The following is a 13,741-nucleotide window of genomic DNA, read 5'->3' on the forward strand; positions in this document are numbered from 1 at the left end:
TCCCCGGACGTCACACCATCTAGGAGTCCCATGTCCAACAACACCGCCATGCCCCAGTCCGCCGGCACCGCCGCGGGCTACAACGTCCTCGCGATCGTCGGGTTCATCCTGGCCTTCGTCTTCAACATCGCCGGGCTGGTCGTCAGCCTGATCGCCCTGTCGAAGATCAAGAAGACGGGTGAGCGCGGACGCGGACTCGCCCTCGCCGGCGTCATCATCAGCATCGTGTCGATCATCTTCGGCATCATTTACATCGCGGTCATCCTGCCCGCGATCATGAACTCGATGCCGACGACCTACTAGGTCGATCGGCCCGGCGCACGAGCCGGGGAGCACAGGAGGCGCGGTGTCCGCAGAGCAGGCACCGCGCCTCCTTCGCGTCGCGGGCCCGTAGGCCCGATCACGCACGGGGCTCAGCCCTGCGGGGGGCCCCGCCCTGCGGGGGGGGGGGGGGGGTCAGCCCTGCGGGGGATCGCGGTCGTCGGGGGTCGCCGTTAGCGTGTGGGCATGCGACGGTGTCTCGGCGAGGTGGAGGGCACACGCGTTGTGCCGTCCTCTCCGGGGCCACCCCGGGGCACGCAGATCGACCACGGCACCGCTCCGCAGGCCGGTGACCGCGCTCCGCGCGGCTCGCGGCCCGCACCGATGCACGAGTCGCCGAGGCACCGCCGCAGCCACCCGACCGCACCCGTCGCGGACGCAGGCGGGTCACCCCCGACACGGACTCCGCGCCCGCCCCGGCGGCACCCGACCGCGAGCCGCGCGGCCGGCGGTCGGACGACCACCGGGTGACCGCCCACTCCCCCGCGTCCGCCGTGGGCGCCCGCGAGCCCGACCCGGGTCCCGATGCCGTCGCGACCGCCCTCGCCGACGCCCTGCTCGCGGCCGAGTGGACCATGGGCGCACTGGCCGCCGCCGCAGGCGAGGCCGTCGACGGGCCGGCCAGGTTCTGGCGTCCGCTCGCCCGCGACCTCGTCCGCGCCCTGCCCCGGGCACCGCACGACGACCCCCGCACGCTCACCGCCCTCATCCGCCGTGATCCGGCCTTCACCGAGGCGGTGACCGAGGCCAGGAGGCGCGGACGGCCCCTGCGCATCGTCCACCACGTGCCCGTGACGCAGGAGGCGCGCTCGGCCGACCCGCGCCTCCTGCGTCTGGGCACCGTGGCCGACGTCGCCCGACTGCTGCACCTGACCGTGGGCGAGCTCGACTGGTTCGCCGACCCCGGCCGGTGGAACCGCCGGATCGAGCGAGGTCCGCTGCAGCACCACCGGTACGAGTGGCGGGCACGGCCCGGACGCACGCCGCGGCTTCTCGAGGTGCCCGGGTTCCGCCTGCGCGACCTGCAACGCGTCGTGCTCGACGAGGTGCTGGCGGCGGTGCCGCTGCACGACGCGGCGCACGGCTTCGTCCCGGGGCGCAGCGCCGTCACCGGCGCGCGACGGCACGTCGGCCGAGAGGTCGTCATCGCCCTCGACCTGACCTCGTTCTTCGCCCGGGTCACCGCCGGGCAGGTGTTCGGCGCGCTGCGCCGCGAGGGCCTGCCGGACGCCGTCGCCCACGTGCTCACCGGGCTCTGCACGACCTCCGTGCCGCCGGGCGTGCTGCGGCGCATGCCGCCGGGCGGCAGCCCCGAGCAGCGGTTCGCCCTGCGGCACGCGCTCTCGGCCGCCCACCTCGCCCAGGGAGCCCCGACCTCGCCGACCCTCGCGAACGTGGCGGTCCGGAGGCTCGACTCGCGGCTCGCCGGCTACGCCCGGGCCGCGGGAGCGACCTACACGCGGTACGCCGACGACCTGGCGTTCAGCGGCGACGGCACGCTGGCGGGGCGGGCCGACGCGTTCGTGCGGGGCGTCGGACGCATCGTCGGCGACGAGGGACACCTGCTGAACGCGACGAAGACCCGGGTGCGCGGAGCGGCCACGCGACAGGTCGTCACCGGCGTGGTGGTCAACGCGGGCACGAACACGGTGCGCTCCGAGTACGACCGGCTGCGGGCCGTGCTGCACAACGCCGCCACCACCGGGCTCGAGGCGCAGAACCGGGCCGGGCACCCGGACTTCGCCGCCCAGCTGTGGGGGCGCATCGGCTGGGTCGAGCAGCTGAACCCCGGGCGCGGGGCCCGGCTGCGCGCCGCCTTCGCGCGCGTCCCCCGGTGACCGGCGCCGCGCCTCCTGACCCGCGCCGCGCCTCCTGACGACGAACGCACCGCATTCCGTGCACCGCACCGCGACGAGATCGGGTGTGGTGCACGGAACGCGGTGCGGAGGGTGCGGAGGGTGCGGAGGGCTGCCGCCAGCCGCTGGCGACCAGCAGCCAGCGGCGGGCTGCCGCCGGCCGACTAGCGCTTGAGGTTGGTGAGCTCCTGCAGCACCTCGTCCGAGGTGGTGATGATGCGGGCGTTGGCCTGGAAGCCGCGCTGGGCGACGATCAGGTTGGTGAACTCCTGCGACAGGTCGACGTTCGACATCTCGAGCGAGCCGCTGGACAGCGAGCCGATGCCGGGCGAGCCGGGGGCGCCGACGGTCGCGGCACCCGAGTTGGCGGTGGCGCGGTAGCCCGAGTTGCCCTCCTTCTCGAGGCCGCCGGGGTTCGTGAAGGTCGCGAGGACGACGCGGCCGAGGCCGACCGTCGAACCGTTGCTGAACTGGCCCATCAGGGTGCCGTCCTTCGACAGCGAGAAGCCCTGCAGCGTGCCGGCCGCACGGCCGTTCTGCTCGGTGATCGACGTCGTGTTGAGCGCCGCGAACCCGGTGATGCCCGACAGGTCGACGGTGACGCCGTTGAGTCGCAGCGACGCCGCGCCCGCCTGCTTGCCGTCGGCGAAGGCCAGCGAGGCCGTGGCGCCTCCGTTGCCGTCGGTCGCGGAGGCGTCCCAGCCGGCCGTCGTGCGGGTGAAGGTGAGCGTCAGGGTGCGCTCGAGGCCGTTGGCGTCGAACACCTTGGTGTCGCGGACGATCTTGTCGCCGACCGCCGACTCGCTCGGCAGGTTGCCGCCGACCGTGGCGCTCGAGGTCGCCGTCGCGGGGGCCGCCGCGTTCAGGGGCAGCGTGATGTCGCCGAGCGCGCCTCCGTCGTTGATGACGCCGTTCGTGGCCGAGTAGCCCTGCACGATCTTGCCGTCGGACGACACGAGACGGCCGTCGGCGTCGAAGTCGAAGGCGCCCGAGCGGGTGTAGACGGTGTCGTTGCCGAGGCGGGTGACGAAGAAGCCGTCGCCCGAGATCATCAGGTCGGTCGCCTTGCCCGTGGCCTGCGCCGACCCCTGGGCGAAGTTCGTCGAGATGCCGGCGACCTGCACGCCGAGGCCGATCTGGGCGGGGTTCGTGCCGCCGATGCCGGTCTGCGGGCCGCCGGCGCCCTGCGTGATCTGCGACAGCGTGTCCTGGAACTGGGTGGTCGACGACTTGAAGCCGGCGGTGTTGACGTTGGCGATGTTGTTGCCGGTGACGTCGAGCATCGTCTGGTGCGAGCGGAGGCCCGAGATGCCGGAGTAGAGGGAGCGGAGCATGGGTGCTGCCTTTCAGCTGGGGAGAGATCTGGAGGCGCGTCCTGCGCGGATGGTGCCGGTCGCGTCCTGCTCCCGGTGTGGTTCGAGGGGTGGTGCGGGTCGTGCGGGTCGTGCGGGTCGTGCGGGTGGTGCCGGTGGTGCTGCGGGGTGCGCGTCGGTGACGCGTGTCACGCCTTCGTGGTGGCGATGCCCGAGATGAGATCCAACGCGACCTCCTTCCCACCGACCGAGACCTTGGGGACGGCCTCGGCGAACGACACGCTCGTCGCGGTGCCCTTCACCTCGACGCCGTCGGGTCCCGTGTAGCTGACCTCGCGGCCGACCAGGTTCGACGCGGCGATGCGCATCTGCAGCGAGAAGTTCTCGTTGGCCGTCGTCGTCTGCGCGGTGACCTGCTCCATCATCGCCAGCTGGGTGGTCTGCGACATCATGGCGTTGGTGTCCATCGGGGTCGACGGGTCCTGGTTCTTCAGCTGCGTGACGAGCAGCTTCATGAACATCTCGCTGTCCATCGTGTTCGCCGTCGCACGGCTCGAGCCGCTCTTCGCGGCGTTGGCGGCGGCGATCTGGGTCGCGACGTCGACGGTTCCCGATATCTGGTCGATCGAGGGCATGGGGTCTCCGGTTCAGGCCAGGACGTCGAGGGACGTCGAGAGGGACGAGGAGGCGCGGGCACGGTCGACCGCGCCCGTCGCGTCGAGGGGGTCGGTTCCGTCGCGCGGCGCGCGGCCGGTGGTGCCGCGCGCCTCGGCGGCGTCACGGGCACGTCGCCCGGCGCCTCCGTCGGCACCGGCCTGCGCCCCGGGCGAGCCGAGCTGACCGGAGCGGTCACCCCGGCCGTCGGACGGCTGGTCCTGGGACGAGAGGTCGACGCTGGTCTGGTGACCCGCGCCTCCCGCGGTCGTGGAGGCGGCCGTCGCGAGGTCGCGGCGCAGGTCGCCGAGGATCGCCCGGACGGCGTCACGGCCGGCGTCCGACGCGGCGAACATCTCGACGTGCGTGCCGTGCGCCGAGACGTGGGCCCGGACGGTGACCGGGCCGAGCGCCTCGGGGGCGACGGCGACCGTGACGACGTGCACCCCGGGGCCCGCCGCGGCGAGCGTGAACAGGGGCCGGGAGAGCTGCGAGGTCAACGGCGCCGGCGGGGTGGCGACCGGCGACGGGGTCGCGGACGAGGAGGCGGCGGTCGCGGCGACGGGGAACGTCGCGCCGACCGCGGGGGCGGCGAACACGATCGGGTCGGTGGTCGCGGGAGCCGGGACGGGTGCGGAGGTGGACGCCGCGGGCGTCGCCGTGGAGGCCGCGGGGGCGGAGGCTCCGGCCGGAGACGCCGCGGCGGGCGTCGCGGACGGACCGGACGATGCGGACGGTGTGCCGGTCGTCGCGCTCGAGGGGCCGGGTGTGCCGGGCACCACGAGGGCGGCCGGCGCGAGGGTGCGGTCGACCACTGCCGGGACGGGGGTGGGGGCGGGTGCCCGCACGGGCGAACCGTTCCGGGCCGAGTCGCCGACGACGGCGGCCGTGTCGGGACCGGCGGCCGACTCGGCGCGGACCGCACCACCGGGTGCGGACGGCGTCGGCTCGCCGGGCGCGACGGGCACACCCGCGACGGCGGCTGAGGGGCTCGCCGCGGTGGCGGACGTGCCGACGGGCCCCGGGGCAGGAGCGGACGCGGGCTGCACGGTGGAGACGGCGGTCGCGGCGAGGGCGGCGGCGGGAGCTGCGGATGCCTGCACCGCCGGTGCCGCCAGGACAGCCGCTGCCGTCCGAGCAAGAGCGGCGGCGGCGGCGGACGAATCGGGCGCCGATCCGTCGCGCGCGGGGTCGAGCGGCTCGGCCCCGGCGCCATCGGTGGTCGGCGACGCGACGCGCACCGGAGCGGTGAGGGCGGAGGGGCGCAGCAGAGCGGCGAGGGCGGCGGCGACCGTCTCGGCCGGGGCGGCCGACGTCGCGACCTCGACCGGTACGGAGCCCCCGGCCACCGACACGTCGCCCACCGCGTCACGCGGCACGGCGGAGGTGCCGTCGGTCGTCGAAGCCTTCTCGGTCGTGGTGGTCGCGGTGTCGGACTCGTCGACCGGCGCGGTCGGTGCCGAGGTCGCCTCGGCGAGGGGCCAGCGCCATGGGACGACGGACGGGGCGTCGAGCGACGACGACCCGGCCACGGCCGAGGCGGACGCCGGAGCCGGGGTGGGGGCAGGAGGAGACGCGACAGGGTCGTTCCGGTCGGCACCTCGCGTCGAGGAGCCCTCGTCGCGCATGGCGGCACCGAAACCGGTGGCCGCGCGGTCGGCGTCACGGGCGGTGCCGGCCCCCGGGCCCCGCGACCCCGCGGAAGGGCGGAGCGTCGACGCATCGGACAGGGCAGGAGGCGCGAACGGTAGGGTGCGGGACAGGGTCACGAGGCCACCCCCGCGCTCATCAGCTTCTGCAGGGCCGCGGTCATCAGGTCGGTCCCCGACGAGGACGCGCCCGACGCACCGGCGGCGCCGGAGAGACCCGACAAGCCCGACAGGCCCGACAGGCCCGACAACGCGGACGAGGCGGACGACGCCGAGGCGGCACCCGTCGCGCCCTCGGCCGGGACGATGCGCCGGATCGTGCTGAGGTCGGAGTCCTTGTACCAGTTGTCGACGATCTGGACGTCCTTGCCCGGGCGGGGTGCGTGCAGCACCTTGCCGTCGCCGAGGTAGATCACGATGTGGCCCTCGCCCTTGGGGACGAGCAGGTCGCCGGGCTTCGCCTCGGCGAGCGAGGGCACCTCGGCGCCCATCTTCGCCTGGTCGGGCACGACCCGCGGCATGCTGACGCCGAGGTCCCCGAACACGGTCTGCACGAGGCCCGAGCAGTCCATGCCGGTCCGGTCCTCGCCGCCGAACACGTACGGCACGCCGAGGTACTTCTTTGCGGACTCGACCACGTCCGAGCCGTCGGCTCCGCTGCCGCTCGCGACCGACCCGGCCACGGCGTCCACGGAGGCGCTGGTCGCCGTCGCCCCCGTGCCGGACGTGCCGGCGAGCGCGTCGGCGAATGCAGTGGCCGACGTCGCGGACGCGGCGGTGGCCGTCGCGGACGTCGCACCGGTGGTGCCGGCGCGCAGCTGGGCAATGGTCGCCTGGATGTCCTGGATGCGGGACAGGACCTCGGTCACGGGACTCACGCCGCGCCTCCTGGGTTCTCGGGGTCGGTGCCGGACGGCGAGCCGTCGGGTCGGGGGCGCGAGGCGATCTCGTCGAGGGCGATCTGCTCGTCGCGCAGGTCGGCGGCCGCCTCGGCCACCGCGTGCTTGTGCTCGAGCTTCTCGAGGCCGATCGCCGCGCGACGGGCCTCGTTGAAGGCGGCCTGGGCGGCGTCGGCGTCGGCCTGACGGCGCTGGGTGACGGCGTCGAGCTCGGCGAGCATGCCGCGCGACGAGGCCCGCGAGGCCGCCAGTGCGCTCAGCATGGCCGCGTCGGTGACCTCGGACGGTTCGTCGGCCAGGGTGCGCTTGGCGCGCACGCGCTCGTCGGCGGCCTCGCGCAGACGGTCGTTGGCCTCGGCGAGGACGGCACCGGCCTGGTCCTGCTGGGCGTGGCGCAGCCGCAGCAGGCCGAGCAGCGAGAACGGGCGCGCCATCAGATCGCTCCGAACCGCGAGGTGAGCGAGGCCAGGGCGTTCCACGAGTCGGCCGAGGCCGCCCGATCGTCCATGCCCTGCTGCAGGAACGCGTCGATGGCGCCCTGGTGGTCGACCGCCGCGTCGACGAGCGGGTTCGTGCCGCGCTGGTACGCACCGACGTCGAGCAGGTCCTGCGCGGCCCGGCGGGCGGCCATGACCTTGCGCAGCGTCGTCGCGGCGGCGCGCTGGGGCGGGCTGGTCACCTTCGAGGCGACGCGCGAGACCGAGCCGAGCGCGTCGACCGACGGGAAGTGCCCGGTCACGGCCAGCTTGCGGTCGAGCACGACGTGCCCGTCGAGGATGCTGCGGGCCGCGTCGGCGATGGGCTCGTTGTGGTCGTCGCCGTCGACCAGCACCGTGTAGAGCCCGGTGACCGAGCCGATGCGGTCGGTCCCCGCTCGTTCGAGCAGGCCGGCCAGCACCGAGAACGTCGACGGCGGGTAGCCGCGGGTCGCGGGCGGTTCGCCGACCGACAGGCCGATCTCGCGCTGGGCCATCGCCACGCGCGTGAGCGAGTCCATCATCAGCACGACGTCGGCGCCCTGGTCGCGGAACGACTCGGCGATGCGGGTCGCGACGAAGGCGGCCCGGAGGCGCATCAGGGCGGGCTCGTCGCTGGTCGAGACGACGACGATCGAGCGGGCGAGGCCCTCGGGCCCGAGGTCGTCCTCGAGGAACTCCCGCACCTCGCGGCCGCGCTCGCCGACCAGGGCGATCACGCTGACCTGGGCGTCCGAGCCGCGGGCGATCATCGACAGCAGGGACGACTTGCCGACGCCCGAGCCGGCGAACAGGCCGACGCGCTGTCCCTTGCCGACCGTGGTCAGGGTGTCGAGCACGCGCACGCCGAGCTGCAGGGGCGTGTCGATGCGCGCGCGGTGCATGGCGGACGGGGTCTCGTGGTCGAGCGGCACGAGGTCGACGCGACCCCCGTCGGCACCGACGAGCGGCCCCTTGCCGTCGATCGGTCGGCCGAGGCCGTCGAGCACCCGCCCGAACAGGCCCGTGCCGGTCGGGACGAGCAGCGGACGTCCGGTCGACCGGACGGGCGTGCCGGTCGTGATGCCGGTCAGACGGCCGAGCGGCATGCAGCGCACGCCGTCGGGCGTGGTCGCGACGACCTCGGCGAGGTCCGAACCGGCGGCGGTGCCCCCGGACGTCGCGGTCGCGTCGCCGACGGCGACGATCTCGCCGACGGCCGCGTCGAGGCCCTGCACGGTGAGGCCGAGGCCCACGGCCGAGCTGACCCGGCCCACGCGCTGCGGACGGGCCGCGACGCGGGCGGCGGCGAGACGGGACGCGAGGACGGCCGGCACGCGCGGACGCCCGCCGTCGACGACGGCACCCGTCGGCACGATGGCAGGAGGCGCGGTGAGGGTCACGAGGCGCCCCCGTCCGACGCCGGGTCGCCGAGCAACGCCGTCCGTGCCCGGTCGAGCGCGGTGCCGAGGCGGGCGTCGACCTGGCCGATGCGACGCTCGGCCTCGGCGTCGCCGCGGGCCAGGGTCGCGTCGGCGACGAAGGCCACCTCGGCGGCCACGGAGTCGCGGGTCGCCGCGTCGAGCTGGGCGAGGTCGGCGGGGTGGAGGCGGACCGTCACGACGTCGCCGGGGTCGGTCACGGCGAGGGCGCGGGCGACGGCCGCACGGGCGGTCCGTCCTTCGCGGGGGTCGACCGTGTCGGCGGCGCCCCGGGCGGTGGCGTCGGCCCCGTACGGGTCGTCGACGACGGACTCGGAGGCGCGCAGTTCGTAGCCGAGGACCGCCTCGGCGAGCTCGAAGGCGGTCGCGACCAGCGCCTCCTCGGCGTCGTCCAGGACGGGCGCGACGCGGGCGTCGAGCGCGCGGGCCGACGAGGCGAGGGCCTCGACGGCCGAGACGGTCGCGGCCTGGAGGCGGTGCAGCAGGTCGGAGTGCTCGGCCTCGAGGACGGCCCGGCGGGCAGCGAGTTCGAGCTCGGCCGCGCGGAGGCCGGCGGCGTACCCGGCGGCGTGCCCCCGGGCCTCGGCGCGGGCGTCGTGCGCCTGTCGCGTGGTGACGGCGTCGGACCCCGGCAGCGTGACGGACGGGTAGCTGACGCGCGCGAACGCCGGGGCGGCGCCCTCGGGGGTCATCACGGAATCGAGCATCACAGGGCCGTTCGGCATTGGGGGTGACGGCCGATCCGTGGCCTGGGGTGGGTGAGCGATCCGTGCTCACCGGCGACTCTCGACCTCGGCCGGGACGGCGTTAGCCCTTGCCCCGAAGGGGGGCCGGGCTACTCGACGAGGGCGTCGTCGTCCGAGCGGTGCATGGTGATCGCGCCCATCGCCTCGAGTTCGCGGATGGCGCGCACGACCGACGCCCGCGCCTCCTCGATCTGCGACTTGCGGACCGGACCCATCGACTGCAGCTCGTCGTCCAGCAGTTCGCGGTTGCGCTCGGAGACGTTGCCGCGGATGACCTCGGTGACCGCCGCCGGCGCGCCCTTCATCGCCGTGGCGAGGATCGCCGCGTCGATGCCGCGCAGCACCTGCTGGATGTCGCGCGACTCGAGCTTGACGATGTCCTCGAAGGTGAGCATGCGCGAGCGCACCTCCTCGGCCAGCTCGGGGTCGCGCTCGTCGAGGCCCTCGAGCAGCGCCTTCTCGGTCGCCACGTCGCTGCGGTTGAGGATCTCGATCAGCGGCTGGATGCCCCCGACGACCTCGACCTGGTCCCGCGGGGCGACGACGGCGCCGGCCCGCACCTTGAGGGTGGCCGCGACGATGCCGACCGACTCGGGGGTGGCCGTGCCCATCGTCGCGATGGCCTGGGCCACGTCGGCGCGCAGCTCGACGTCGAGGCCCGACATGACGGCGGAACCCTGCTGGGGCCTGAGGTGCGCGAGCACCAGGGCGATGGTCTGCGGCAGCTCGCCGTCGAGGAGCGCCACGACCTGACCGGCCTCGGCCTCGTCGAGGAACTCGAACGACTTGCCGGCCATGTTGGAGGCCATGCGTTCCATGACGCCGGCGGCACGCTCGGAACCGAACGACGCCTCGAGCAGACCGACGGCGACGTCGTGGCCGCCGCGGCGCTGGTAGCGGCCGCTGACGCTGAGGTCGTGGAACTCGGCCACGGTGGCCTCGGCGAGCGCGGGGTCGACGCGACGCAGGCGGACGATCTCGGCCGCGATCTCCTCGGCCTCGACCTCGCTGAACTCCTTCATGACCGCGGCCGCGCGGGCCTGGTCCATCTGCATCAGGATGACCGCGACCTTCTGGGCGCCGGTCAACGGCTTGCCGACCCCGGGGACCGCGGGGGCGCCGAAGGTGGTGGGGACGAGGCTCATGCGGGCTGCCGGTCGTCCATCAGGCCGCGGAGCAGCTCGGCGGTCTTGCCCGGGTCGCGCTCGGCCATCGCGTCGATCTCGGCCCGGCGACGCTCGGCCGAGACGAACTCGGGCGACGGCGTCGGGGCGTCGACCTCGAGCAGCTCGGTCTTCGGCTCGCCCATGCCGGGCAGGGTCAGGCGCGAGGTGGCGACGGCGTCGTCGAGCGACAGCGGCATCGTGGCGTCCCAGGTCTGGGCGCCGTTCTGCGGGGAGAGCTCGCCGAGGTCGACGTCCTCGCGGTCCTGGCGGCGGCTGCGACGGGCGAAGACGATGAGCCCCACGATGGCGGCGATCGCGATGGCCGCGACGATGCCGACCGTGCGGATGGTGCCCCACATGGCCTCGCTCGCACTCGCCGCGTCGGCGGCCTTGAGCGCCTCGGCGGCGGCGTCCGCGGCCGAGGTGTCGAAGTCGACCTGCGCGACCTGGACGGTGTCGCCGCGGGCGGCGTCGATGCCGGCGGCGGCACCGACGAGGTCGCGGACGCTCTGCATGTTGACCCCGTTGGCCGCGGCCGAGTTCAGCGCGACCGACACCGTCTGGCGGCTGACCTCGCCGGCGGGGACGTTGAGGCTCTCGGTGACCTTGTCGACGGCGTTGTTCTTGGTGGTCGACTCGTTGGTGTAGCCCCCGTCGGCGCCGGTGCCCGCGGTGGTCGTGCCGTCGGCCGCCGTGCCGTTGGGCACCGCGATGTTGTCGGGGCCGAGCACGCCGGTCGCACCGGTGCCGTTCGCCCCGTTCGCCCCGGAGCCGTACTGCTCGGTGGTGCCCGACTCGTTCAGGGCGATCGGCCCCGAGGTCGGCTGCGAGAACGACTCGGTCACCTTGGTGCCCGAGCTCTGGTCGAGGTCGGCGGCCACCACGACGGACGAGTTGCCGGGGCCGACCATCTTGTCGAGCATGGCCTGGACCGAGGCCTGGACCTTGGACTCGTAGTCGCTCGCGTCGCCGTCCGCGCCTCCGACCGCTCCGCTGCCGACGGCCGAGAGCACCGTGCCCGAGGCGTCGGTGACGGCGACGTCGGTCGCCTTCATGCCGTCGACGGAGGCGCTGGTCAGGTTGACGATGGCCTGCACCTGCTTGGAGTCCAGCGTCGCACCGGCCTGGGTCTCGACGAACACCGAGGCGGTCGGGTCGCGCTGCTCGGCGACGAACACCGACTCCTCGGGGATCGCGAGCTGCACGCTGGCGTTCTTGACGCCGTCCATCGCCTTGATCGTGTTGGCGAGCTCGCCCTCGATCGCACGCTTGTAGGTGACGTTCTGCTGGAACTCGGACGAGGTGACGCCCATGGTGTCGAGTAGCGAGTAGCCGCCGCCCGAGCTCGCGGCGGGCAGCCCCGCGGCCGCGGCCTTGAGGCGCTCGTCGTAGACGACGTTCTCGGGCACGAGGATCGTGCCGCCGCCCGCGGTCAGCTCGTACGGCACGCCGTCGGTCTGCAGCAGTTCGACGATGGCGCTCGCGTCGGTCGGGTCGATGCCGCTGAACAGAGGCGTGTAGGTGGGCTTGCCCAGCCAGCTGACGAGCGCGACGACGCCGAGCACGAGGGCGGCGACCAGGATGACGGCGATCGTGCGCTGCGCGACCGTGAAGCTCTGGAGGGCGGCACCGAGCTTGGCGAGCTGGCCCTTGACGGCGTTCGGCATCAGGCCTGCATCCTCATGATCTCGTTGAAGGCGTCGACGCCCTTGTTGCGGACGGCGCTGACCAGCTCGAGCGTGACCTGGGCACGCGTCGCCGCGATGGTCGCGTCGTGGATGTCGGTCAGGTCACCGGTGACGGCCTTCACCGCGAGGGTCTTCGCCTCGGACTGCAGCTGCTGCAGCCCCTCGACGGCTCCGGTCATGGTCGCGCCGAAGGTCGCGCCCGAGGCCGAGGAGGCGCCGGTCGCGCCGGCCACGCCCGTCACGTCGGACGCACCGCCGGCCCCCATGAGCGAGCCCACGTCGGCGAAGCCGGTCTGTTGCACGGCCCCGAGGGCCTGGATTCCTGCGATGGGCATCAGCCACGTCCGATCTGGAGTGCGGCCTCGTAGGCCGTCTTGGCACGGTCGACCACGGCGGCGTTGGCCTGGTAGCCACGCTGCGCCATGATCAGGTCGCCCATCTGGGCGCCGAGGTCGATGTCGGGCATGCGCACGTACCCCTCGGCGTCGGCCAGCGGGTGGTCGGGGAGGTACGTGACGCGGCCGGCCTCGCTGCCGTAGCGGTCGGCCTTGACGAAGACGCCGGACGTGCCGGCGCCCTCCTGCACCTCGACGTAGCGGGCCTGGAAGGCGGTGTCGTCCATCGACTTGACGGTGTTGACGTTGGCGATGTTGTCCGACACGGCGTCGAGCCACTTGCGGTGCACGGTCAGGCCGGTGCTCGCGATGCCGATCGCGTCGAAGGCGGTCACGAGTTCGTCCGGAACGCGGCGCGCACGGCCGTCAGCTCGGAGTTCATGGCCTGCGTGGCGAACTGGTACCGCAGCACGGTGTCGACGTTCGACAGGGTCTCGGTGTCGAGGTTCACGTTGTTGCCGTCGAGACGCGTCGGCTCGAGGCTGCGCGACGTGGACGCCTGGACCGCTCCGCTGCCGGACGCGACCGACCGGCCCAGCGCCTCCTCGAACTGCACCCGCTTTGCGGTGTAGTTCGGGGTGTTGACGTTCGCGATGTTCGCGGCGATCGTCTTCTGACGCAGCGAGAGACCGTCGAGGGCGCTCTGCAGCGCCGCTTGCGTCACGGATTCGAGTGGCATGCCTGTCCCGGTGGGGTCGATGGAGTGCGAGGGGCCGATCCGTGGCCGGTGTGCGAGCGATCCGTGCTCACGGCGCTCTATCGGCGGGGCGCGGGGCGACGTAAGCGGTGCGCAGGCGGCTGCCCCGTACTGGGGGCGGGCGGCCCCTGCTGCTAGCGTCGCGCCCAGGACCGGGGGGACGGAGGCGCGCGCATGGACGAGGACGGTCGACGACTGCTGGGCCTCGGGGACGAGCACTCTGCCGACCCGGACGAGGAGATCGTCGTGGACGACGACGACGACGAGGCGGCCGCGGAGGCCGCTCTGGGTCGCCGGTCGGTCGGTGCCGCGGTCGGACTCGTGTTCCTCGGCCTCGTGGTCGCGGTGGTCGCGGTCGGGGTCGTGCTGCCCCTGCTCCTGTGGCCGGTCGGTCTGTGGATCGGCCTCCAGCGGCAGCCCGCCGAGATCGCGTCGCTCTGGTGGTTCGTGGACTGACGCT

General features: G+C 74.1%; 15 protein-coding genes. 3 read left to right on the forward strand and 12 right to left on the reverse strand.

The features are described 5' to 3' along the window. Positions 1 to 30 precede the first annotated feature (30 nt). Positions 31 to 303, forward strand: a complete 273-nt coding sequence (locus ACIOSR_RS12500; RefSeq protein ID WP_402752776.1) for a DUF4190 domain-containing protein — start codon at positions 31 to 33, stop codon at positions 301 to 303. A 485-nt stretch (positions 304 to 788) separates the two neighbouring features. After that, positions 789 to 2,159, forward strand: a complete 1,371-nt coding sequence (locus ACIOSR_RS12505) for a reverse transcriptase family protein (RefSeq protein WP_402752777.1) — start codon at positions 789 to 791, stop codon at positions 2,157 to 2,159. 182 nt (positions 2,160 to 2,341) lie between these two features. Here ACIOSR_RS12505 and ACIOSR_RS12510 read toward each other — a convergent pair whose 3' ends face one another. From ACIOSR_RS12510 to ACIOSR_RS12565, 12 genes are all read right to left on the reverse strand, one after another. Then, positions 2,342 to 3,511 (reverse strand): flagellar hook protein FlgE, encoded by a 1,170-nt coding sequence (locus ACIOSR_RS12510; RefSeq protein ID WP_056043669.1) that lies wholly within the window; start codon positions 3,509 to 3,511, stop codon positions 2,342 to 2,344. Positions 3,512 to 3,678: 167 nt separating this feature from the next. Beyond that, positions 3,679 to 4,125 carry a flagellar hook assembly protein FlgD gene (locus ACIOSR_RS12515; RefSeq protein ID WP_052505459.1) on the reverse strand — a complete coding sequence of 149 codons (447 nt, stop codon included), beginning with the start codon at positions 4,123 to 4,125 and terminating at the stop codon, positions 3,679 to 3,681. A gap of 12 nt (positions 4,126 to 4,137) precedes the next feature. After that, on the reverse strand, positions 4,138 to 5,913 hold the full coding sequence (locus ACIOSR_RS12520) for a flagellar hook-length control protein FliK (RefSeq protein WP_402752778.1): 1,776 nt from the start codon (positions 5,911 to 5,913) through the stop codon (positions 4,138 to 4,140). Further along, the gene (locus ACIOSR_RS12525) at positions 5,910 to 6,671 is read right to left on the reverse strand and encodes a C40 family peptidase (protein WP_402752779.1); all 762 of its coding nucleotides are present in this window, start codon (positions 6,669 to 6,671) and stop codon (positions 5,910 to 5,912) included. Before ACIOSR_RS12525 ends, ACIOSR_RS12520 begins: the two co-directional genes overlap by 4 nt. Then, the gene (locus ACIOSR_RS12530; protein ID WP_402752780.1) at positions 6,668 to 7,126 is read right to left on the reverse strand and encodes a hypothetical protein; all 459 of its coding nucleotides are present in this window, start codon (positions 7,124 to 7,126) and stop codon (positions 6,668 to 6,670) included. The genes ACIOSR_RS12525 and ACIOSR_RS12530 overlap by 4 nt, the downstream gene beginning before the upstream one ends. Next, complete coding sequence (locus ACIOSR_RS12535; protein WP_402752801.1) at positions 7,126 to 8,484, reverse strand: FliI/YscN family ATPase; 1,359 nt, start codon at positions 8,482 to 8,484, stop codon at positions 7,126 to 7,128. Before ACIOSR_RS12535 ends, ACIOSR_RS12530 begins: the two co-directional genes overlap by 1 nt. Before the next feature lie 62 nt (positions 8,485 to 8,546). Next, positions 8,547 to 9,296, reverse strand: a complete 750-nt coding sequence (locus ACIOSR_RS12540; RefSeq protein WP_402752781.1) for a hypothetical protein — start codon at positions 9,294 to 9,296, stop codon at positions 8,547 to 8,549. A gap of 128 nt (positions 9,297 to 9,424) precedes the next feature. Then, complete coding sequence (gene fliG / locus ACIOSR_RS12545) at positions 9,425 to 10,480, reverse strand: flagellar motor switch protein FliG (RefSeq protein WP_173153523.1); 1,056 nt, start codon at positions 10,478 to 10,480, stop codon at positions 9,425 to 9,427. Then, positions 10,477 to 12,168 (reverse strand): flagellar basal-body MS-ring/collar protein FliF, encoded by a 1,692-nt coding sequence (gene fliF / locus ACIOSR_RS12550; RefSeq protein WP_123571315.1) that lies wholly within the window; start codon positions 12,166 to 12,168, stop codon positions 10,477 to 10,479. Before fliF ends, fliG begins: the two co-directional genes overlap by 4 nt. Continuing rightward, entirely contained in the window at positions 12,168 to 12,524 is a 357-nt protein-coding gene (gene fliE / locus ACIOSR_RS12555) for a flagellar hook-basal body complex protein FliE (protein ID WP_123571316.1), read from the reverse strand. Before fliE ends, fliF begins: the two co-directional genes overlap by 1 nt. Beyond that, positions 12,524 to 12,919, reverse strand: a complete 396-nt coding sequence (locus ACIOSR_RS12560; RefSeq protein WP_043596823.1) for a flagellar basal body rod protein FlgC — start codon at positions 12,917 to 12,919, stop codon at positions 12,524 to 12,526. The genes fliE and ACIOSR_RS12560 overlap by 1 nt, the downstream gene beginning before the upstream one ends. Beyond that, positions 12,916 to 13,263 carry a flagellar basal body protein gene (locus tag ACIOSR_RS12565; RefSeq protein WP_055975153.1) on the reverse strand — a complete coding sequence of 116 codons (348 nt, stop codon included), beginning with the start codon at positions 13,261 to 13,263 and terminating at the stop codon, positions 12,916 to 12,918. Before ACIOSR_RS12565 ends, ACIOSR_RS12560 begins: the two co-directional genes overlap by 4 nt. A gap of 192 nt (positions 13,264 to 13,455) precedes the next feature. Between ACIOSR_RS12565 and ACIOSR_RS12570 the strand changes: the two genes are divergently transcribed. Then, positions 13,456 to 13,737: a hypothetical protein gene (locus ACIOSR_RS12570; protein ID WP_402752782.1), complete on the forward strand. Its 282-nt coding sequence runs from the start codon at positions 13,456 to 13,458 to the stop codon at positions 13,735 to 13,737. The last annotated feature ends 4 nt before the right edge of the window (positions 13,738 to 13,741 follow it).

This window comes from Frigoribacterium sp. NPDC087798, from assembly GCF_044742985.1.
Taxonomy (GTDB): Bacteria; Actinomycetota; Actinomycetes; order Actinomycetales; family Microbacteriaceae; genus Frigoribacterium.